The organism is Mycobacterium sp. smrl_JER01 (assembly GCF_048513595.2).
Classification (GTDB): domain Bacteria; phylum Actinomycetota; class Actinomycetes; order Mycobacteriales; family Mycobacteriaceae; genus Mycobacterium.
Genome location: NZ_JBLXXK020000001.1, coordinates 733182 through 755455 on the forward strand (window position 1 = coordinate 733182; position 22274 = coordinate 755455).

The 22274-nt window shown below is 67.6% G+C and carries 17 protein-coding genes and 1 pseudogene; 17 read left to right on the forward strand and 1 reads right to left on the reverse strand.

Annotated elements, in window-relative coordinates; all coding sequences use genetic code 11:
* Nucleotides 1-23: 23 nt before the first annotated feature.
* From ACNUDN_RS03510 to ACNUDN_RS03570, 13 genes and pseudogenes are all read left to right on the forward strand, one after another.
* On the forward strand, nt 24-1229 hold the full coding sequence (locus ACNUDN_RS03510; protein ID WP_419120651.1) for a sensor histidine kinase: 1206 nt from the start codon (nt 24-26) through the stop codon (nt 1227-1229).
* A 7-nt stretch (nt 1230-1236) separates the two neighbouring features.
* Entirely contained in the window at nt 1237-1923 is a 687-nt protein-coding gene (gene regX, locus ACNUDN_RS03515) for a two-component sensory transduction protein RegX (protein ID WP_419120652.1), read from the forward strand.
* Between the two features lie 715 nt (nt 1924-2638).
* A pseudogene (locus tag ACNUDN_RS03520) lies at nt 2639-3483 on the forward strand (glycosyltransferase family 2 protein).
* Between the two features lie 26 nt (nt 3484-3509).
* Entirely contained in the window at nt 3510-4442 is a 933-nt protein-coding gene (locus ACNUDN_RS03525; RefSeq protein WP_419120653.1) for a glycosyltransferase, read from the forward strand.
* Complete coding sequence (locus tag ACNUDN_RS03530; RefSeq protein WP_419120654.1) at nt 4432-5430, forward strand: glycosyltransferase family 2 protein; 999 nt, start codon at nt 4432-4434, stop codon at nt 5428-5430. Before ACNUDN_RS03525 ends, ACNUDN_RS03530 begins: the two co-directional genes overlap by 11 nt.
* Entirely contained in the window at nt 5427-6755 is a 1329-nt protein-coding gene (locus tag ACNUDN_RS03535) for a glycosyltransferase (protein ID WP_419120655.1), read from the forward strand. The genes ACNUDN_RS03530 and ACNUDN_RS03535 overlap by 4 nt, the downstream gene beginning before the upstream one ends.
* A gap of 1340 nt (nt 6756-8095) precedes the next feature.
* Nucleotides 8096-8863, forward strand: coding sequence for a glycoside hydrolase family 16 protein (locus tag ACNUDN_RS03540; protein WP_419125004.1), 768 nt, complete (start codon nt 8096-8098; stop codon nt 8861-8863).
* Nucleotides 8856-11003 (forward strand): hypothetical protein, encoded by a 2148-nt coding sequence (locus ACNUDN_RS03545; RefSeq protein ID WP_419120656.1) that lies wholly within the window; start codon nt 8856-8858, stop codon nt 11001-11003. Before ACNUDN_RS03540 ends, ACNUDN_RS03545 begins: the two co-directional genes overlap by 8 nt.
* Complete coding sequence (locus tag ACNUDN_RS03550; protein WP_419120657.1) at nt 11000-12244, forward strand: methyltransferase domain-containing protein; 1245 nt, start codon at nt 11000-11002, stop codon at nt 12242-12244. The genes ACNUDN_RS03545 and ACNUDN_RS03550 overlap by 4 nt, the downstream gene beginning before the upstream one ends.
* Nucleotides 12241-13041 (forward strand): glycosyltransferase family protein, encoded by an 801-nt coding sequence (locus ACNUDN_RS03555; RefSeq protein WP_419120658.1) that lies wholly within the window; start codon nt 12241-12243, stop codon nt 13039-13041. Before ACNUDN_RS03550 ends, ACNUDN_RS03555 begins: the two co-directional genes overlap by 4 nt.
* Nucleotides 13038-13697 carry a PIG-L deacetylase family protein gene (locus ACNUDN_RS03560; protein ID WP_419120659.1) on the forward strand — a complete coding sequence of 220 codons (660 nt, stop codon included), beginning with the start codon at nt 13038-13040 and terminating at the stop codon, nt 13695-13697. Before ACNUDN_RS03555 ends, ACNUDN_RS03560 begins: the two co-directional genes overlap by 4 nt.
* Nucleotides 13694-14728: an NAD-dependent epimerase/dehydratase family protein gene (locus tag ACNUDN_RS03565; protein WP_419120660.1), complete on the forward strand. Its 1035-nt coding sequence runs from the start codon at nt 13694-13696 to the stop codon at nt 14726-14728. Before ACNUDN_RS03560 ends, ACNUDN_RS03565 begins: the two co-directional genes overlap by 4 nt.
* A 48-nt stretch (nt 14729-14776) precedes the next feature.
* A complete protein-coding gene (locus ACNUDN_RS03570; protein WP_419120661.1) occupies nt 14777-17197 on the forward strand; it encodes a glutamate-1-semialdehyde 2,1-aminomutase in 2421 nt (806 codons plus the stop codon).
* 49 nt (nt 17198-17246) lie between these two features.
* On the opposite strand, the gene ACNUDN_RS03575 is transcribed toward ACNUDN_RS03570, so the two are convergent.
* Entirely contained in the window at nt 17247-18050 is an 804-nt protein-coding gene (locus ACNUDN_RS03575) for a DUF3109 family protein (protein ID WP_419120662.1), read from the reverse strand.
* A gap of 12 nt (nt 18051-18062) precedes the next feature.
* On the opposite strand from ACNUDN_RS03575, the gene ACNUDN_RS03580 reads away from it, so the two are divergent.
* The 4 genes from ACNUDN_RS03580 to ACNUDN_RS03595 are packed head-to-tail and all read left to right on the forward strand — an operon-like array spanning nt 18063 to nt 22155.
* Entirely contained in the window at nt 18063-19088 is a 1026-nt protein-coding gene (locus ACNUDN_RS03580) for a Ppx/GppA family phosphatase (RefSeq protein WP_419120663.1), read from the forward strand.
* A 40-nt stretch (nt 19089-19128) separates the two neighbouring features.
* Nucleotides 19129-20409 (forward strand): Rv0497 family membrane protein, encoded by a 1281-nt coding sequence (locus ACNUDN_RS03585; protein ID WP_419120664.1) that lies wholly within the window; start codon nt 19129-19131, stop codon nt 20407-20409.
* Between the two features lie 28 nt (nt 20410-20437).
* Nucleotides 20438-21283, forward strand: a complete 846-nt coding sequence (locus tag ACNUDN_RS03590; protein WP_419120665.1) for a sugar phosphate isomerase/epimerase family protein — start codon at nt 20438-20440, stop codon at nt 21281-21283.
* Nucleotides 21284-21303: 20 nt separating this feature from the next.
* Nucleotides 21304-22155, forward strand: coding sequence for a thioesterase family protein (locus ACNUDN_RS03595; protein WP_419120666.1), 852 nt, complete (start codon nt 21304-21306; stop codon nt 22153-22155).
* The last annotated feature ends 119 nt before the right edge of the window (nt 22156-22274 follow it).

Below are 22274 nucleotides of genomic sequence, written 5' to 3' on the forward strand. Positions count from 1 at the left end.
CACCGAATGCGTACGATCTGCCCGTGAGTGTCATATCGGCGCTGCTGCTCGCAGCGGTGGTGGCACTGCTCGCATTGGCGGTCGGTGTGGTGTTCGGGGTGCGGATGGCCCCCGGCCTTCTGGAACGCCGACAGCGCCGCTCCAGGGAACAGTCGGGCATCACGGTGTCCCAGATGCTGGAGCACATCGTGTCGCAGTCCCCGGTGGGTATCGCCGTCGTCGACAACTTCCGCGATGTCGTCTTCGCCAACGACCGCGCTCAGGAACTCGGTCTGGTGCGTGACCGCTTGCTCGACGACCGGGCCTGGTCGGCCGCCGAACGCACCCTGGCCGGCGGTGAACCTATCGGCTTCGACCTGTCGCCGCGCAGACGTAGCCGTCCCGGGCGTTCCGGGCTGTCGATCCGCGGCCACGTGCAACTGCTGACCGAACAGGATCGCCGGTTCGCGGTGGTCTATGTGGACGACCAGTCAGAGCATGCCCGGATGGAGGCAACCCGGCGCGACTTCGTGGCCAATGTCAGCCACGAGCTCAAGACCCCGGTCGGCGCGCTGGGCGTGCTCGCCGAGGCTGTGCTGGCCTCCGCCGAGGACCCCGAGATCGTCAAGCACTTCGCCGAGAAGATGGTGACCGAGTCCACCCGCCTGGCCGACATGGTCGGGGAGTTGATCGAGCTGTCCCGGCTACAAGGCGGTGAACGCCTGCCGGATCTGGGGGCCGTCGACGTCGACACCGTGGTCTCCGAGGCGCTGTCGCGGCACAAGGTCGCCGCCGACAACGCCGACATCGCGGTTACCACCGACACACCGACGGGCTATCAGGTGCTCGGTGACCAGACCCTGTTGGTGACTGCGCTGGCCAACCTGATCTCCAACGCTATCGCATACTCGCCCAACGGTTCTGCGGTGTCGATCAGTCGGCGGCGCCGCGGTGCGAACATCGAGATCGCGGTGACCGACCGTGGTATCGGTATCGCACCGGAGGATCAGGAGCGGGTGTTCGAACGGTTTTTCCGTGTCGACAAGGCACGGTCCCGAGCTACCGGCGGCACCGGTCTCGGGTTGGCGATCGTCAAGCACGTCGCCGCCAACCACAACGGTTCCATCCGGTTGTGGAGTCAGCCGGGCACCGGGTCGACGTTCACACTGTCGATCCCCGCGGCCATCCCCCATCATCTGTACGGCGACGATGCCGTTGATGCCGACGCACTTGCCGACCGAGAGGACTGAATTTCCGATGACCAGTGTGTTGATCGTGGAGGACGAGGAGTCCTTGGCGGATCCCCTGGCCTTCCTCCTCCGTAAAGAGGGCTTCGAGGCCACGGTGGTGGCCGACGGGCCTTCGGCCCTGGCCGAATTCGAGCGGGCCGGGGCCGACATCGTGTTGTTGGATCTCATGCTGCCCGGTATGAGCGGCACCGATGTCTGCAAACAGCTGCGGTCACGTTCGAGTGTGCCGGTCATCATGGTGACCGCCCGCGACAGCGAGATAGACAAGGTGGTGGGACTGGAGCTCGGCGCCGACGACTACGTCACCAAACCGTATTCGGCGCGCGAGCTGATCGCCCGGATCCGGGCCGTACTGCGCCGTGGTTCCGATGCCGAGGACGTCGGCATCGCCGACGGTGTGCTGGAGGCCGGCCCGGTGCGGATGGATGTGGAGCGCCATGTGGTGAGCGTGAACGGCCAGGCGGTCACGTTGCCGCTCAAGGAGTTCGACCTGCTGGAGTACCTGATGCGCAACAGCGGGCGAGTGCTCACCCGTGGGCAGCTGATCGACCGGGTGTGGGGCGCCGATTATGTCGGTGACACCAAGACCCTCGATGTGCATGTGAAGCGGTTGCGCAGCAAAATCGAAACCGACCCGGCCAACCCGGTGCATCTGGTGACCGTGCGCGGGCTGGGCTACAAACTCGAGGGCTGACTTCAGCGTTTCGCGGTCCTTCCGCCGCCGGTTGTAGCCCCGGCGGCGATCGGGCGGTCGTCCATGCCCGAGTACGTTCATGCCCGAGTATCTGACGTCGTGTCCGCGTGTCGATGTGCGCGCGTCGGCGTTTCCTGTGTTCGGCGTTCCCCGTGTTCGGTCGGTCGGTGACGATCGACGCGCCGTGAATCCGCGCCGCCGGACATGGTGCGGTGCTGCCCGGTCAGGTGTCCATGGCAAGTTTGCCATTACTTTACAAGCGACCTATTTTTGTCGGCAAAAAGTCCGCTGCGCGTCCCTGTGAAGTTCGTCACAGCATAGTCGTGGGAATCGTCTAGAAGTTTGCTATGACGATGGCGAACTCTGCAATTCACCGGTGATCCCGGCACGCATCATGAACGCGGGCAGGTCCTGCAGCATCGTAAACAGTGGTCAAATGGCTCATTGCTCAGCAACTCCGAATTCTGACTCGATCTGTCAGGTTTGGTTAGCCAGGTACCTATAGCGTTTGCCTAGAACAGTGCAGCAAGCGGTGCTAGCGTTTTCAACTGTCGCCCGGGGGAGGCGAAGTCGACTGGCCAGCGAATATCGAGAGATTTGCGCGCCGGTGTGCTGAGTGCTCCGGGGTGGATCGGCGAGTAGGCGAGAAGCGGCCCGGACGGGCCCCTCGGATCCGCGCCGGGCGGCACGGTCCTTCAACAGATAGGAGTCACGCGTGACTGAATTGGCGGCGCAGAACGGGCATGACACCACCGCGGTGATGCGCGCTTCCGACCTGATCGACGGCGACCGAGCGAGACTGACGGGCGCCACCACGGTGCAGCGCGCCTCTCGCGGATCGGCGATGACCGTCAGTCTGGTCATCCCGGTGCGCAACGAGGCGCGCAACATCGCCTGGGTGCTGGAGCAGATCGCCGACGACGTCGACGAGATCATCCTGGTCGACGGCAATTCCACCGACGCCACGGTGATCACCGCGCGCAGCTATCGCCCCGACATCTCCGTGGTGCCGCAGACCGGGACGGGTAAGGGCGACGCGCTGCGCACCGGATTCCTGGCGGCCACCGGTGACGTCATCGTGATGATGGACGCCGACGGAAGCATGGCTCCCCAGGAGATCCGCCACTACCTGCACTTCCTGGCCAACGGTTACGACTTCGTGAAGGGTTCGCGATTCATCGCCGGTGGTGGATCGCTCGACATCACCCCGTTCCGGCGGCTGGGAAACAAGTTCCTGCTCACGGTGTTCAACGCCTCTTCGACAGTGAGTTGACCGACCTGTGCTACGGCTACTGCGCATTCCACCGCCGCTATCTGGGCCTGTTGTCTTTGCAGGCAACGGGTTTCGAGATCGAAGCGGAGATGACCGTGCGTGCCAGTCAGGCCGGTCTGCGCATCGCCGAGGTGCCCAGCATGGAGATGCCGCGTCGGTACGGCAGCTCCAATCTCCGTGCCGTGCGCGACGGTATCCGGGTGTTGCGCACCGTGATGCGCGGACATCGCTCCGGGCTCACCGGCCGGGCCGCCCAAGCGCCGGCGTCCGCCGAGTGTCCGGCGTAGACCACAGCGCTGTCGGTGATATGACCATGACACCCGTACTGTTCTCGCCGGAACTGGCGGTGGGGAAATCCCGCACCCACCCTGCTGTATCCGTCTGCATACCCGCCTACCAGGCAGAGCGGCATCTGAAGGCCACGCTCGACAGCGTGCTGTCGCAGGACAGCGACGACTTCGAGGTGGTAGTGATCGACAACAACAGCTCCGACGGCACCGCTGGGCTTCTGCAGCAGTTCGCCGATCCTCGATTGCGGGTGCTGCGCAACCAGACAACCGTTCCGATGATCGACAACTTCAACATCGCGGTCCGCCACAGCCGCGGACGGTACGTCAAACTGGTCTGCGCCGACGACACGCTGACCCTCGACTGTGTGCGTGTGCAGGCCAAGGTCCTCGATGCCATTCCCGAGGTCAGCCTCGTCTCTGCGCGCACCGATTTCATCGATGACGCCGGCGAGGTGATGCGTCCCGCGCGCGGGCTGACCGGCATCCTCGGCCGCCAGCCGGCCGAGCGCGTCGTGCGGCGCATCGTCCGCAGCGGCACCAACCCGGTGGGGCCGCCCGTTGCGGCCATGTTCCGGCGCGCCGACTTCGAGCGGTGTGGCGGTTTCCGGCCCGTGACATCGTTTCTCAGCGAGCTGGATCTGTGGGTGCGCCTACTCGATCACGGCGACTTCTTCGGATTGTCCACGACGCTCGCCGCGTTCCGGATCGCCAGCGGTTCGACGACGGCCTTGACCTCGGCGCGGTCGCAGCTCACGCAACTGCTCGGCTTTACCGGTCAACTGGCCGCCGACCCGCGCTGGCCCATCACCGCCGGCGATGTCGTCTACGGACGGCTCCGCTCTTACGACATGCAGATCCGGCGGACGGGATTGTATGCGCTCAGCAGTGCGCGCAGCAGCCGCTGGGGTTCGGTGTCGCGGAAGGCGCTGCCGCAGGGGGCCTTCCGTGCCCGTTGAACCGAGGGTGCACAACTGCCGAAGACTGCCCTACATCGCACCGGCGGACAGGCGACCGGTGCAGAGTCTGTCGGTGGTGATCTGTGCCTACACCACCGAGCGCTGGGACGATCTGTGCCGGTCGGTCGAGTCGGTGCTCGCCGACGGTGCACCGCAGCTGCAGGTCGTCGTCGTCATCGATCACAACGACGAGCTCTACCGGCGCTCGGCCGAGCGATTCGGCGCCGATCGGCGCATCGTGCTGACGCGCAGCGCCTGCGCTCCGGGTCTCTCAGGGGCCCGAAACGCCGGTATCGGGGTCGCCACCGGTGAGGTGGTGGCATTCGTCGACGACGACGCGGCCGCCGAACCCGGGTGGAGTCGGGCACTGCTGCGCCATTACGAAGACCCGCGGGTGGTCGCCGTCGGCGGACACGCGACGCCGGTCTGGCCCGGCGAACGTCCCCGCTGGATGCCTGAAGAGTTCGACTGGGTAGTGGGCTGCAGCTACCGCGGCCAGCCCCGCCGATTGGCGTCGGTGCGAAACCCATTGGGGTGCAACATGTCCGTGCGCAGGGAAGCGCTCACCGAGGTCGGCGAGTTCCGGTCCGAAGTCGGCCGTGTCGGCACCGTCCCGGTGGGTGGGGAGGAGACCGAGCTGTTCCTGCGGCTACGGACGCTGCGGCCGGCGAGTCGGGTACTGCTCGACCCCGCCGCACGTGTCCGGCACTACGTCACGGTCGATCGCGCGACGCCGCGGTACTTCGTCCGCCGTTGCTACCACGAGGGCCTGTCCAAAGCCGTGGTGACGAGGCTGGCCGACGGAGTGAGATCCCTTGACAGCGAATGGGCGTACAGCACGCGGGTGTTGCCCCGGGCCCTCGTCCGCGAGCTCGTGTCCGCCCGACGCGGCGGACGAGCGCGTGCCGCGATGATCGTCCTCGGTCTGGGCGCCACCGCCGCCGGCTATATACGCGGGCGCCTGGTCCGTCGGAGCGTGTTGCCATGACCGACATCGCCGTTCCCGAGATCACCATCCACCCGGTGTTGGCGACCCCAGAGCCGCCGAAGTGGAGCGGAGCCAGCTGGGTGGGAGAGATCTATTGGGATGCGACGTATTCCGACCACACGCCGGTCGTCCACCGGCCGTCGAGTCTGCGTCTGTATGGCGCTGAAGGCTATCGCCACGCCCGATTACTGGTGCGAACCGGGACCGGGCCGCTCGGTTTCGTCGCACTCGACGTCGTCGACGGGTTGCTCGACGTGGAGCAGTTGCGCCGCAGGCTGGCCGAACTTCCGAGCCCGGACGCCACGACATCCGCCGGTGCACCGACCGGCGAGGTGCCCACCCCTGCCATCACTGTTGTCATCTGCACACGAGACCGCGTGGCGATGCTGCAGACTGCGCTGGACTCCGTCCTTGCCCTGGAATATCCGAACTTCGAGGTCATCGTCGTCGACAACGCGGCAGCGACCGACGCGACCCGCCGTCACGTCGAAGCGCTGGGCGACCCGCGGGTACGTGTGATCGAGGAGCCGAGGCCGGGCCTGTCGAGGGCACGCAACGCCGGACTTCTTGCGGCGGCGGGCGATGTGGTCGCGTTCACCGACGACGACGTCGTGGTCGACCGGCACTGGTTGTCCGCCGTGGCCCGCGGCTTCACCCGTGGCCGGGCGGTGTCGTGCGTATCCGGGCTGGTGCCCGCGGCCGAATTGCGGACCCCCGCGCAGGCGTACTTCGACAGCCGGGTGGGTTGGTCCGAGTGCATGTCGGTACGGGTCTTCGACCGGGCCGACCCTCCTGCCGACATTCCGTTGTTCCCTTTCGCAGTGGGGCATTACGGCACCGGGGCCAACTTCGCCGTCGACCGTGACGTGCTACTGCGACTCGGTGGATTCGACGAGGCGCTGGGGGCGGGCTCGCCGACCGGCGGCGGCGAGGATCTCGACATGTTCTTCCGGGTGCTGCGTGCCGGCGGTCAACTGGTGTACGACCCTGCGGCGGTCGTGTGGCACCGGCACCGGGCCAGCGGTGACGGACTCGCTGCCCAGAGCCGGACGTACGGGGTGGGACTGGGCGCGTGGATCGCCAAGATCGCCTGTGACCGTCGTACCGCGCCGGATGCGGTCGCGACGGCAGTGGGCAAGGCCCCGGAGTTCCTGCGCTACCTCTCCTACTCGGCTGCCACATCGCGCCCCGCCGACGACCTGGCCCACCTGTTGCCGAACGGTTTGAGCACCCCGGCCTGGCGTTCGGTCCTCGCGGGTTTCCGAGCGTATCGAGCCTCGCTGCGCGAAGGGCGCCGACCCGCGCCACTGCTGGAGTTGACGTGAGCGCCACCGTCGCGCACGGACACCCGGAATTCGATGCGGACGGGCCCGCCGAGCGCAACCTCAGGTTCAACACGGTGGCGCTGATCGTGTCGACGGCGTCGACCGGCGTTCTCGGGCTGGCCTTCTGGGCAGTGGTGGCCCGGCTCTTCCCGCCCGAGCAGGTCGGTCTGGCCTCGGCACTGATCACCTCCGCGGTGCTGCTGGCGACGATGTCGACCCTCGGCCTGGACGTGCTCTACGAGCGGTTCCTGCCGGTGGCCGGAGTGCGGGCACCGGTTCTGCTCAACCGTGGATTCTTGCTCGTCTGCGGGATGGGAGTGCTCACCGGCACGGCGCTGGTGGCGTTGGTGCCGCCTGATCCGTTGTTCCACACCGATTGGGCACGAGCGACCTTCCCGCTGATGGTGCTGGTTCTGGCGGTGTTCGCGCTGTTGGACAAGGCTGCGGCCGGACTCGGAGTGGCGCGTTGGTCGGCGGTGAAGAACCTGGCTCACGCGGTGGCGAAGCTGGCTGCGGTGGCCGCCCTGGCGATCTGGGAGCAGGCCGTCACCATCGTGCTGAGCTGGACATTGACCGCCGCGGCGGCGGCGCTGTGCACGTATGTGGTGCTGCACCGCCGAAGCCGGAGCCACCCGCGATGGCACCGCGCGGCGGATCTGCCTCCGCGCCGCGAGATGTGGTCGTACTTCGGATCGTCCTTCGGTATCGCGTCGCTGTGGTCGCTCGGTCCGCTGATGGTGCCCCTCATCGTGGTCAACCAGCTCGGCGCTGCGGCGAACGCCCACTTCGCCGTGGCGTGGGCGATGATCAGCGCGCTCTACCTGATGCTGCACCTGGTGGTCAGCCCGTACGTGGCCGAGGTGGCCGCCCACCCCGGCCAGGTCGGGGCTCTGTCCTGGCGGATGGTGCGCATGCTGGCCGCGGTGGCGGTGCTGGCGTCGGCGGGCTTGGTGGTGTTCGGACCGCTCATGCTGGGGCTCGCCGGCCCCGAGTACCGCGCCGAGGCGCACAATCTGCTGTGGCTGGCCGCAGGGTTCCTGCCACTGTCGGCTGTCGGTGCCGCCTACGAGGGGTTCGCCCGTGTCCAGCGCAGGCTGTCGCTCTACCTGTGGGTGCAGACGTTGGTGACCGTGGTGATCGTGGGTGGGTCGTTTCTGGCGACGAAGTCACTCGGTGTGACCGGCGTCGGCTGGGCGTATTTCACCGCGGAAGCGCTTTCCGCCGCGATACTGATCGGCCCGGCGATCGCCTGGCTGCGCCGTACCGGCGCCGATCCCGGCGGCCGGGGGCGCCACGCGGCGCCGGCGAGTCGCACCTGGCTACGGGTCGGGACGGTCGTCGTGGTCGGGATCCTGCCGCTGGCGCTGCTGTCTGTGATCGAACGTCCTACCGCGGCAGCCGCGCTCGTGATGTTCGACGATTTCTCCGGGCCCGCCGGTGCGCCACCGAATCCGGCGTGGTGGGGCCGTGAGGTCGGCGGCGGCGGGTGGGGCAACGACGAAACACAGATCTATACCGACGATCCGGCCAACGCCGCACTCGACGGAAGCGGGCATCTGGTCATCACCGCGCGCCGTGACGGTGACCGGATCACCTCGGCGCGGTTGACCACCAAGGACCGTCTGTCGTTCGGGTACGGCCGTGCCGAGGCCAGATTGCGACTTCCCCGAGGTGCCGGACTGCACCCCGCCTTCTGGCTGCTGGGCAGCGACATCGACACCGTCGACTGGCCCCGCAGCGGTGAACTCGACGTGGTGGAGACAATCGGCGACGCACAGTTCATCCACAACGGAGCCATCGGGCCCACCACCGACGGAGTCGAGTACAAACTCGCGGGCTCGGTCCCCATCGATCCCGCCTTCGTCGACGAGTTCCACACCTACTGGGTGGAGCGCGCCCCCGGCGTGGTCACCATGGGTGTCGACGACCGCACCACGACTGTCTTTCGCGCCGAGGACCTTTCGGCCGACCAGCAGTGGGTTTTCGACAAGCCGTTCTACCTGCTGCTCAACGTGGCCGTGGGCGGGACGTGGCCCGGTCCTGCCGACGACAGCACGCCGTTTCCTGCCTCGATGATCGTCGACTGGGTGCGGGTGACCGGTGACTGATCTCCTGGAGCGTCCGGTCGCGCCGCCCGCGCCCACACCGGCGCGGGGGCGGCACCGCAAGGTCGAACCCCCGCGGCGGGTGCCCTCCCTGCGCACCGTAGCGACATCGGCTTGGCGGGTCGAGACGTTCGCGCTGACCTCCGCCGTCGTGGGCCCGCTGTCGCTGGTACCGCTCGCGTCACCGGTGCGGGCCGTGCTGCTGGCAGCATTCGTGTTGTCCGGTCCCGGACTCGCGACCGTGCTGTGGATTCGACTGCCGACAGCGGTGGTTGTCGCAGTGGTTCCGGTCACGGGTCTGGCCGTCGTCGCGGGGGCCACCGCGATCCTCGGCTGGTCGGGCCGGTGGCTTCCGGTTCCGTTGCTGCTGTCCTTGATCGCGGCGGTCGCCGTTTCGGCACTGCTGCACGCCCGGAGCCGTTCTGCCCCGATCCCTCATTGGCCGGCATCGATGGCACCCGACCAGTGGCGGGTGAGCGCGCCGTACCTGTGGATCGTGGTGGCGCTCTGTGTGTGGGCGGTGGCGCTGCCCGGGATGGCCGATGCCGCCGATTCCCCGTACGGGCTGCTCTTCACGGGCACCGGGCCCGTCCTCGTGATGGTCACCACCGTGCTCGTCTGGGCGTTCGTGACAGCGGTGCGCCGGGGATCGCTGGTCACTGCTGCATTGGCAATCGGCGCCGTCATCGCCGTACTGCGCCTGACCGCGACGCTCGTCACCGACCTGCCGATCTACCCCTGGACCTACAAACACCTCGGGATCGTCGACTATCTGCTGAACAACCACAGCCTGCCGCCGTCGGGTGTGGACGTCTACCGGGAATGGCCCGCGTTCTTCACCACGTTTGCGTGGTTCTGCGAAGTGACCGCTCTGGACCCGACCACGCTGGCCCACTGGTTCGCACCCGCCACCCACCTGGTGCTGGCCCTGCTCATTGGTGCGCTGGCCGCGACACTCGGCCTGAACCGGCGCGAGGCGCTCACGGCGGTCATGGTCGCCGAGTTGGCGAACTGGGTGGCGCAGGACTACTTCGCGCCCCAGGCATTCGCATTCGTGCTCGGCCTCGGGGTGGTGGTGGCGCTGGTGGCGTCGCCGGCCGCACCGGCGGCCGGATGGTTGGCCTTCGGGATGTTCACCGCGCTGGTGCCGACCCATCAACTGACCCCGTTCTGGGTCTTCGGGGTGGTGGTGGTCCTTGTGCTCACCCGGCAGATCCGGCCGTGGTGGGTCGCCCTGCCGTACGGGGTGGTGCTGATCGGCTATCTGATTCCGCGCAGCTACATCGTGTTCGCGCACGGCGGGCTGTCGAGCTTGAACCCGGTGGCCAACGGTTCCGGAAACACCGAGTACGCCGGCTCGGCGGCAAAGATGTTCACCTCGCTGGTGTGCCGGGGACTCTCGGCCACGGTGGTGCTGCTGGCGCTGGTGGCCGCCGTCGTGTGGTGGCGCCGGAAGCGGTCGGTGGTCATCCCAGTCGTGCTGGCGATGTCCCCGTTCGTGTTGTTGATGCTCAACAGCTATGGCGGTGAGGCGATCTTCCGCGTCTACCTGTACGCGCTGCCGGGCTGCGCGGTGCTCATCGCCCCACTGGCGGTCGCAGCCGTCACAGTCCGTCGGTCCGTCCACCGGGCGGCCACCGTCGTGCCGGCGATCGCCGCCACCGGCCTCGCCGCGATTGCCATCGCCGGGCTGCAGGGTTACTACGGCATCTGGAACCTCAACGTGCAGAAGCCGTCTCAGTTGGCACTGATCAACAGCCTGACCGACGGTGTGCGCGGACCGGTCACGGTGTGGAATCTGCACACCGCAGGCTTTCCCAGCCGCGCCACGGCCCAATCGGTCTCGCTGGCGGCCTATGACGACAACTACGACTCGTCGATCTTCCAGCGATGGCCCGGCTTCGATATCGGCTTCCCCGACAGCGCGCGCTTCGACGAGGTCACCGCGCTGGCTGCCGCCGCCGGCGGCGACACCTACTTCGTGTTCACCGACGAGGCGCAGGCCGCCCTCGACTACCTCGGACACGCCGAGCCGCAGACCGTCGAACGCTTCGAGGACATGTTCGCCGCCAGCCCGGTGTGGTGCATCAGGCTGGCCGACGAAACCACGACGGTCTTCCGTTACCAGAAGGAGTGTTCATGACGTGCCGACTGTGTGGTTCGAGCCGGATGCACAGTGTGCTGGATCTGGGCGCCACACCCCCGTGTGAAAAGTTCCTCACCGCTGCCGAACTCGACGTCTGTGAGCCGACGTATCCTCTGCACCTGCGGCTGTGCCAGGACTGCCTGCTCCTGCAGATCCCGGCGCTGATCACCCCCGAGGACATCTTCACCGAGTATGCCTATTACTCGTCCTATTCCGACAGCTGGGTCGACCACGCCCGGATGTTCGTCGACGACGCCGCCGAGCGGGTGGGTCTTGGTGCCGACTCGTTCGTGGTGGAGGTGGCCAGCAACGACGGCTATCTGCTCCAGCATGTGGTTCGGGCGGGCGTCGGCTGCCTGGGCGTCGAGCCGTCGGTGAACGTCGGTGCGGCAGCCCGCAAGCGGGGCGTGCCGACGATCTCGGCATTCCTCGACGAGGGGGTGGCCGCCGACATCCGGGCCCAGCACGGACCGGCCGATCTGGTGGTGGCCAACAACGTCTACGCCCATGTTCCCGACCTACGCGGATTCACCCGGTCCTTGCGCACCCTCGTCGACGACCACGGATGGGTCAGTATCGAGGTGCACCACGCCCTGAACCTGGTGACGCTGGGCCAGTTCGACACCGTCTACCACGAGCACTTCCAGTACTACACCGTGCTTTCGGCCAGCCGGGCACTGGCAGCGGGAGGGCTGTCGGTCGTTGACGTCGAGATGCTGCCGACGCACGGCGGTTCGATCCGGCTGTGGGCGCGACCCAGCGAATGCGCTGCGACGCCGTCGCATCGGGTCGCCGTGGCCCTCGCCGACGAGCAGGACGCCGGCCTGCACGACCTCGATGGCTACCTCGGCTTACGGCACCGTGCCCAGACCATCCGGCACGATCTGCTGCGCTTTCTGCTCGAATGCCGCGCAGGAGGCGAGCGGGTGGTCGGATACGGCGCCCCGGGCAAGGGCAACACGCTGCTCAACTACTGCGGAATCCGCCCCGACCTCCTCGAGTACACCGTTGATCGAAACCCCTACAAGCACGGGCGATTCACCCCGGGGACCCGCATCCCGATCCACGAGCCCGCGCAACTCGACAAGGACCGCCCCGACGTCATCGTGGTGTTGCCGTGGAACCTGCGCTCCGAGATCACCGAACAACTCGCCTACACCGCCGACTGGGGAGCACAGCTGGTGTACCCACTCCCCACGCTGACCATCGTCGACCCGACGGAAGGAACCCTGAAATGAAGGTCGTGCTGTTCTGTGGTGGCTACGGAATGCGGATGCGCAACGGTAGCGACGACACCATCCCCAAACCAATGCAGATGATCGGTCCGCGGCCGCTCATCTGGCACGTCATGCGCTACTACGCCCATTTCGGGCACACCGAGTTCGTGCTGTGCCTCGGCTACGGCGCCGAACACATCAAGAACTACTTCCTGACCTATCAGGAGTCGGTGTCCAACGACTTCGTGATACGGGGCGGAAAGGTCGAGCTGCTGCAGACCGACATCAGCGACTGGTCGATCACCTTCGTCGACACCGGCGCGGAATCACCCATCGGAGAACGGCTCCGCAGGGTCCGCCAGTTCGTCGAGGGCGACGAGTACTTCCTGGCCAACTATGCCGACGTGCTCACCGACGCTCCGATGAACGACATCATCGACGAGGTCAAGGCCTCGGGTGCGGCCGCCTCGATGCTGATCGTTCCGCCGCAGTCGTCCTTCCATTGCGTCGACATCGACGGCGACGCCGGCGGCTCGGCTCTGATCAGCGGTATCACCCCGGTTTCCCGGCTGCCCATCTGGGAGAACGGTGGGTTCTTCGTGCTGAGCTCCCGAATGCTCGACCTGCTCACCGAGAACTGCGATCTGGTCGAAGACGTGTGCGGCAGGCTCGCCGCCGAGGGCAAGCTCTACGGCTACAGACATCTCGGGTTCTGGAAGCCGGCCGACACCTTCAAGGAGCGTGCCGAACTCGACGAGGGCTACCGCAACGGCAGCCGTCCGTGGGCGCTGTGGGAGCACGCCAAGGCAGCCTCGTGATCGAACTGTCGACCGGTGCGCTGCGGGACGTCGCGGTGCTGGGCGCGCACTGCGACGACATCGCCATCGGTGCCGGCGCTACGCTGCTGACGCTGTCTCGAAATAACCCTGGGTTACGGGTGCACGCGCTGGTGTTGTGTGGCGCGGGCACCGCCCGTGAAGCCGAGGAACGTGCAGCGCTGGCGGCGTTCTGTCCGGGGGCGGAGGTGGCGATGACGTTGCTCGGTCTGCCTGACGGCCGGACGCCGGCGCATTGGCAGCAGGTCAAGGACGGTGTGGCGGCGTTCCGCCGTGGGTGCGAACCGCAGCTGGTGCTCGGCCCACACCGTGGTGATGCACACCAGGACCACCGCCTGCTCGCCGAACTGATCCCCACCGAGTTTCGCGATCATCTGATCTTGGGTTACGAGATTCTCAAATGGGAGTCAGATACTCCTTCGCCCAACGTATTCCAGCCCCTCGATACCGACACCGCCACACAGAAGGCGCTTCTGCTGCACGAGCACTACCCGTCGCAGACCGGACGCGACTGGTTCGACGAGCAGTCATTCCTCGGGCTTTCGCGGCTGCGCGGCGTGCAGTGCCGCAGTCCGCACGCGGAAGCGTTTGTGGCGGAGAAGGCGGTATTGGTGCTGGGGCAGCGGGGTGCGGTATGACCCAACGTGTGCTCGTGACAGGTCATCTCGGGTATCTGGGCACCGTGCTGGTGCCGATGCTGCAGGCCGCTGGTCACGAGGTGGTCGGCCTTGACGCCGGGTTCTTCTCCGACTGTGTACTGGGACCGCAACCGGCCGATCTGCCCGGTCTGGGCATCGATCTGCGCGATGTCCAGCCCGGACAGCTGCAGGGCTTCGATGCGGTGATCCACTTGGCTGCGCTGTCAAACGATCCGCTCGGCGCGCTGGTGCCAGAGGTCACCCATGAGATCAACCACCACGCCTCTGTGCGTCTGGCGCTGATGGCCAAGGAAGCTGGCGTGTCACGCTTCCTGTACGCCTCGACCTGCTCGGTATACGGTGCCGCGGGCGACGAACTCGTCGATGAGGAGGCCGCGCTGCGCCCGTTGACGCCGTACGCGGTCAGCAAGGTGCGGGTCGAGGACGATGTGGCAGCGCTCGCCGATACCGGTTTCAGCCCGGTATTTCTGCGCAACGCCACGGCATTCGGATTCTCGCCGCGCTTGCGCGCCGACATCGTGCTCAACAACCTGGTGGCCTCGGCGGTGCTGACCGGAGTGGTCCGCGTGCTCTCCGACGGCACACCGTGGCGTCCGCTGGTGCATGCCCGCGACATTGCGGCCGCCTTCATCACCTGCCTTGACGTTCCTGCTTCCGAGATCTCCTGCCGTGCTTTCAACATCGGCAGCGAGCGCAACAACGTCACCGTCGCCGATATCGCGCAGAGCGTGGCGGTGGCGGTGCCCGGATCGGAAGTACTCATCACCGGGGAGACAGGCGCCGACCCGCGCTCCTACCGGGTGGATTTCGACCGAGCTCGACGCGAACTCGGCTTCGAGGCGACCGTGTCGGTGGCGCAGGGCGCTGCCGAGCTGGCCTCGGCGTACCTCCGGTACGGGCTCACTGCGGCAGACCTGGAACAACGGTTCACCCGGTTGGCCCGGTTGGCTCAGCTGCGCGACGGTGGCAGGCTCGACAAGGAAATGCGACATGTCGAAGCAAGCGTGTGACTGGGTGTGCCCGGCCCATGCCCCGGTGGCCGGACAGCGTGACCGACTATGAGCACCGGAGGCTGCCGCGGCTGCGGGCAGGGTCGGCTGCACAGGGTGCTCGATCTCGGAATGATGCCCGCGGCAGACCACTTCCCGCCGGCGCACCAGGCGGTCGACCCGGCGGAAGTGTCGCACCCGCTGGCGATGGACCTGTGCCCGGAATGTGGCCTGGCCCAGCTCGCCGACGACGACACCGAGACCGCTGAACCGCGAGGGGTGGAACCTCACGCGCTCAAAGACCAGGCCGCCGAAGCTGTCCGGCGGGTCGCGGCGGCCGGACTGTTGGCCCGCGGTGGCACTGTCCGAGAATTCGGCAGCCCGCACGGCGGCACATGGCTACCGCTGCTGGCCGAGCGTGGCTACCGGGACGGTCCGGGTCCCGCCGATCTCGTGGTCGATTCGTTCGGGATCATGCACGACGCCGACCAGAGATCGGCCTTCCGGCGGCGGGCTTGCGCGACTGCGCCGAAGGGCACGCTGCTGCTCCAGTTCCACAGTCTGTCGGCGATCGTGGCGCATGGACAGTGGAACGCGTTGCGCCACGGACACTTCGCCTATTACTCCACTCCTGCCGTGGTGTCGTTGCTGCACCGGGTGGGTATGCGCGCTGCCGCGGCCTGGACGTTCGATCTCTACGGCGGCACAGTGCTCCTGGCCGCCGTACACGGTTCCGCAGCGCCGGACTCCACCGTGGCCGCGCTACTGGAAGCCGAAGCAACGCTCAGTGATCCGGCGTCGGTGGCTGTTCTGCAGGATGCCGCCGACGCTCATGCGGTGGCATTGCGGTGCTGGCTCGAAGAGGAGCGGCACGCCGGCCGGCGCGTTTACGCGTACGGCGCCGCGTCCCGGGCGGTGGCCCTGCTGAGCCGGGCCGGCGTGCATCGCGGTCTGATCGGCGGGGTTGCCGACGCGTCGCCGGCCAAGCAGGGCCGGCGAATGCCCGGAACCGACGTGCCGATCATCGCGCCTCACGAGCTCGTCGCCGCCGAGCCCGACCGGGTCCTGCTGACTGTGGACGACCTGTTGGCCGAGGTGTCGGCACGCTGGCCACAGTTGGCCGGTCGTTGGGTCCCTGACAGCCAATTCGTCTCCCCGGTGCGCACTTTCGCCCGATCCAGGCAGCTGCAGGATCGGCTGCACCGGCTGGTTCCCGGCGGCGCGCACACCTATGCGCGCGGCGCCGACCAGTACCCGGAATTCATGCCGCCGGTGCTGACCCACGGCGACGGGTGCCGGGTGTGGGACGTCGACGGCAACGAGTACGTGGAATACGGCATGGGGCTGCGCGCCGTGACACTCGGCCATGGTTACCGACCTGTCGTCGATGCGGTGTCTCGGGCAATCGCCGGGGGTACCAGCTTCAGCAGGCCAACCGCGCTGGAAGTTGCTGCCGCCGAGGACTTCCTGGATCTGGTGCCCGGCGCCGACATGGTCAAGTTCGCCAAGAACGGCTCCGACGCCACCACGGCGGCGGTGCGCTTGGCCCGCGCGGTGACCGGGCGGGTCAAGGTCGCGATCTGCGATCAGCCCTTCTTCTCCACCGACGACTGGTTCATCGGGACCACCGCCATGGACGGCGGGATCCCGGCAGACCATGCCGCGTCGACACTGAGGTTTGGCTACAACGATCTGGTGTCCCTGTCGACGGTGCTGGCTGCCGGGGACGTGGCGTGCGTGGTGATGGAGGCGGCCACCGCGACCGCCGAGCCCGACGCCGGCTTCCTGGCCGGGGTGCGCGAACTGTGTGACCGGTACGCAACGCTGCTGATCTTCGACCAGATGATCACCGGTTTCCGCTGGTCGGCTGGCGGCGCACAGGCGGTGTACGGCGTGACACCGGACCTGTCCTGCTGGGGTAAGGCGATGGGAAACGGTTTCCCGCTGTCGGCGTTGGCGGGCCGGCGGGAGTTCATGGAATTGGGGGGACTTGCCACCGACGGCGAGCGGGTCTTCCTCCTGTCGACCACGCACGGCCCCGAGACGTCGGCGCTGGCGGCTTTTCGCGCGGTCGTGACCGCCTACCGTACCGAAGATCCGATCGCCCGGATGGAACACGCGGGGCGGCGACTCGCGTCCGGTGTGGCCGCAGCCGTCGCCGACGCCGGGCTGACCGGTCACGTCGAGGTACTGGGCCGGCCGTCGTGTCTGGTTTTCGCCACCCGCGATGCCGACGGTCGGCCGTCGCAGGCCTACCGTGCGCTTTTCCTGCAGGAATTGTTGCGTCGCGGGGTGCTGGGGCAGTCGTTCGTGACCTCCGCGGCACACGGCGACGGTGATGTCGACGTCACGGTTGACGCGGTGTGCGCTGCGTTGCCGGTCTACCGGCGCGCGATCGAGGCAGGCACGGTCGCGGGCTTCCTGCAGGGCAGACCGGTCGCACCGGCGATCCGTCGGGGCGCGGCACCGCGGCTCATTGTCCACCGGTGACGCGGCGCCCCGGGACCTGAACCACGCTGCGGCCTGTCCGCCGACCGGCTCACTGGGCGGCGCGGGTGGCCGGATGCACTGCGATCAGTCCTAAACCGCTGCGCCGCTTGCACATCGCGGCCAGCTCTGCGTACGTCTTCTCGCCCAGCAGCTCGGTGAGCTCGGGCGCATAGGATTCCCACACCGGTTTGGCCCCGACGTGGGTGCCGGGGTCGCCGGTGCAGTACCAGTGCAGATCGGCGCCGCCCTCACCCCAGCCGCGTCGGTCGTACTCGGTGATGGTGGTCTTGAGGATCTCCGAACCGTCGGGGCGGGTGACCCAGTCTTGGGTCCGCCGGATCGGCAGCTGCCAGCACACCTCGGGTTTGAGCGTCAACGGCTCCACCCCGATCTCCAGGGCCTTCTGGTGCAACGCGCACCCGATGCCCTTCGGCCAGCCGGGACGGTTCAGGAAGATGCATGCGCCCTTGTACTTTCGCGTCCGCCAGTTCGGCTTGTCGTCGTACTCGTCGAGCTCGAGGTAGCCCTTGCGGCCCAGGCCCTTGTCGCGGAACTGCCAGTCCTCGTCGGTCAGCAGCTTCACCGCGTCGTCGAGCTGGGCCCGGTCGTCGTCGTCGGAGAGAAACGCGCCGTGCGAACAACATCCGTCGTCGGGCCGGTCCGCCACGGTGCCTTTGCACGCCGGGGTGCCGAACACACACGTCCATCGCGACAGCAGCCATGTCATATCCGCGGCGATCAGGTGCTCGGGATTGTCCGGGTCGTAGAACTCCACCCACTCGCGGGCGAAATCCAGTTCGACCTCACCAGGATGCGAAGGCGATGCGGTCACGGTTTCCCACGGTAGACCCATTAGGTTGGATGAGTGCGATTAGGCGTGCTCGACGTGGGCAGCAATACCGTCCATCTTCTGGTAGTGGACGCCCGTCGTGGTGGGCACCCGACCCCGATGAGTTCCACCAAGGCTTCGCTGCGGCTCGCCGAGGCGATCGACACCTCGGGCAAGCTGACCCGGCGGGGCGCCGACCGATTGATCGGGACGGTCGACGAGTTCGCCCGAATCGCGACCAGCTCGGGGTGTGCCGAACTGATGGCGTTCGCCACCTCCGCGGTACGGGATGCCAAGAACTCCGAGGACGTGCTGGCCCGGGTCAAGAACGAGACCGGGGTGGAACTGCGCGTCCTCAGCGGTGTCGACGAGTCTCGGCTGACGTTCCTGTCGGTGCGTCGCTGGTATGGCTGGAGCGCCGGGCGCATCATCAACATCGACATCGGCGGCGGCTCCCTGGAGCTGTCCAGCGGTGTCGACGAGGAACCCGACGTCGCGCTGTCGCTGCCGCTGGGCGCGGGCCGGCTGACCCGCGAATGGCTACCCGATGATCCGCCGGGGCGCCGACGGGTCGCGATGCTGCGCGACTGGCTGTCCAACGAACTGTCCGAGGCGGCCGCCACCGTCTCCGAGGCCGGTGCGGCCGACCTCGCGGTGGCGACCTCGAAGACGTTCCGATCGCTGGCCCGGCTGACCGGTGCCGCACCGTCCGGCGCTGGTCCGCGGGTCAAGCGCACGTTGACGGCGTCGGGTCTTCGTCAACTCATAAATTTCATCTCTAGGATGACCGCGGCTGACCGAGCAGAACTGGAAGGGGTGAGCGCCGATCGGGCACCTCAGATCGTCGCGGGCGCTCTGGTGGCAGAGGCGAGCATGAAAGCCCTCGGCATCGACAGCGTCGACATCTGTCCATGGGCACTACGAGAGGGGCTCATCCTGCGGAAACTTGATTCCGAGGCCGACGGCAGTGCCCTGGTGGGCGGAGCCGGCGCTTCGACAGGTTCGAGCAAACACGGCAAGGTGGGCGGAGAATCGGCCCGCGCGGCCGGTGTCCGTGCGTAATGCTGGAGTATGAAGCGGCGAGGCGCAAAGGCAACAGGCGATGACTGGATCTGACGACGACCACAGCAGCACCCGGCCGATCTCGGTCGCCGAGCTGCTGGCCAGGAACGGCACGATCGGTGCGCCTCCGGCCGGCGGCCGGAGGCGTCGGCGCCGCGGCAACGCCGATGCGGTCACCGTCGCCGAGCTCACCGGTGAGATCCCGATCGTCCGTCCGGATGATCCTCCGCCCGCCCCGGCGGCAGCCGCGGCCGAACCTGCCACGGAGACACGCCCGGAGGCCGGTTCGGAAACCGAGACCGGGATCGAGGCCCCCGACGCCGCAGGAACACCGGTGCCGACCACCGAGACAGCGCCGGCCGATGACTCCGCGCCGGACGAGGACATAGACGAGGCCCCTGCAGAGGACCGGCAAGGGCGGGACTCGGCTGAACCGCAGACGTTTGCTCAGGCAGAGCCCCCGAAGGGCGCCGACGCCGAGGTGGAAGACACCGAGACCGAGGACACCGAGGCGGAAGACGCCGAGGCTGAAGACGCCGAAATTGAAGACACCGAAATTGAAGACGCCGGGCTCGAGCACACCCGCGCCAAATCCGATCTCGAGGACGACGAGTATGCCGACGCGGTCGCCGAGTATGTCGCGCACGTCGAGCAGCGTGACGCCGAACCGGTCCGGCGGTTCGGCCTGGGACGCTTCGGCCGGAAGGGCTCCTCGGTCGATGCCGAGCAGTGGACCCCCGATCCGGTGGACGAGGACGGCGGTGCAGTCGACACCGTCGAGGATGTCGCCGATGCTCCCGAGATCGAGGATCTCGACGACGAAGCCGCACTGGCGGTGGACGCCGACGTCCCGGCGCCGGAGCTCGACGCCGAGGACGCGGACGACGAACTGCCGTCGTATCTGCGCTCGACCGAGGAGCCGCTGTTCGGAGGGCAGACCGTCGCCGACGACCTGGCTCGGCGGGGTAGGCGCTCAACGCCGCAGAACACCGCCGTCGACGAAACCGACCTCGACGAGGACTACCTCGACGACGACGAGCCCAGCGAGCCGCGCCGGATGTCGTCGTTCGTCCACGGCGTGTGGATCGTGGGCCAGAGCATCATCGCGGTGGTCTTCGGGGCCGGCCTGTTCGTCGCATTCGATCAGCTGTGGAAGTGGAACAACATCGTCGCGCTGGTGCTGTCGGTGCTGGTGATACTCGGCCTGGTGGTGGGTGTGCGGGTGGTCCGCAAGACCGAGGACATCGGGAGCACCCTGATCGCGGTGGCGGTCGGAGCGCTGGTCACTCTGGGCCCGCTGGCATTGCTGCAGTCCGGATGAACGACGGAACCGCGAGCCGATAGCCCCCGTGCGCCCCGCCATCAAGGTCGGTCTGTCGACGGCCTCGGTCTACCCCCTCAAGACCGAGGCCGCTTTCGAATATGCCGCCAAGCTGGGTTACGACGGTGTCGAGCTGATGGTGTGGGCCGAGACGATCAGCCAGGACGTCGAGGCGATCGCCCAGTTGTCCAAGCAGTACGAGGTGCCGGTGCTGTCAGTGCACGCGCCCTGCCTGCTGATCACCCAGCGGGTCTGGGGTGCCAACCCGATCCCGAAGCTGGAGCGCAGTGTGCGCGCCGCCGAACAGCTCGGAGCCCAGACCGTGGTGGTGCATCCCCCGTTCCGGTGGCAGCGGCGCTACGCCGACGGTTTCAGTGACCAGGTTGCCGCACTGGAGGCCTCCAGTGAGGTCATGGTGGCGGTCGAGAACATGTTCCCGTTCCGCGCCGACCGGTTTTTCGGTGCCGGGCAGACGTCGATCGAACGGATGCGCAAGCGCGGCGGTAACCCCGGGCCCGGTATCTCGGCGTTCGCGCCGTCCTACGACCCGCTCGACGGCGGCCACGCGCATTTCACCCTGGATCTGTCGCACACCGCGACCGCGGGCACCGACGCCGTGGAGATGGCCCGCCGGATGGGCGAGGGATTGGTCCATCTGCATCTGGCCGACGGCAGCGGCGCATCCACCGACGAACATCTGGTTCCCGGCCGCGGCACCCAGCCGACCGTGGAGATCTGCCAGATGCTCGCCACGAGTGATTTCGCCGGTCACGTGATCCTGGAAGTCAGCACCTCCGGTGTGCGCGCGGCCGCCGAACGCGAAGCGCTGTTGACCGAGTCGCTGCAGTTCGCGCGCCGGCATCTGCTGCGCTGAGCGCGTGCGATGATGCCGCGATGACCGGTTCGACCTTGTTCACCGATGCGATGGCGTTGTCCCCGGCCGGCGACGGCGTCTATCACGGTGTGCTCAACGAGCACTGGACGATCGGACCGAAGGTGCACGGGGGAGCGATGCTGGCGCTGTGTGCGAACGCGGCCCGCACCGAGTTCGGCGATCCGGATGTCGAACCGATTGCGGTGTCCGGCAGCTTTCTGTGGGCGCCCGATCCGGGCCCGATGGAGGTCGTGACCACAATGCGCAAGCGTGGTCGCCGGGTCAGCCTGATCGACGTGGAGCTCCGACAGGCGATGCGGGCCGATGATCATGGCGGCGGCGGGCCGACAAGGACGGCACTGCGTGCGGCGATCACCCTGGGCGTCCCGGAACACCATGTGCCGCCGCTGTTGTCGGTCAACCCGGTGGTTCCGCTGATGACGCCGGAACCGCCGCCGGGGCTGGAGCCGATCGGCCCCGGCCATTCGATGGCCGACGTCGTGCACCTGGCGCACGGATGCGACATCAGACCGTCGCTGACGACGTTCTCGCCCCGGGCGGACGGCGGGATGCCCGTCATCGAGTACTGGGTTCGGCCCAAGGGGGTCGCGCCCGACGTGTTGTTCGCGCTGCTGTGCGGTGACGTGTCGGCGCCGGTGACGTTCGGGGTCAACCGGTTCGGGTGGGCGCCGACGGTTCAGCTCACGGCCTATCTGCGGGCACGACCGGCCGACGGCTGGTTGCGCGTCATGTGCACAGCTACCCAGATCGGTCAGGACTGGTTCGACGAGGACCACATCGTGGTCGACTGCGAGGGTCGCATCGTCGTGCAGACCCGTCAGCTGGCGATGGTGCCCGACAGTCGGGCTTGAGTCGGCGGAGCCGACAGTCGGGCTTGAGTCGGCGGAGCCGACAGTCGGGCTTGAGTCGGCGGAGTCGACAGTCGGGCTTGAGTCGGCGGAGTCGACAGTCAGAGTGGAGTCGGCGGAGT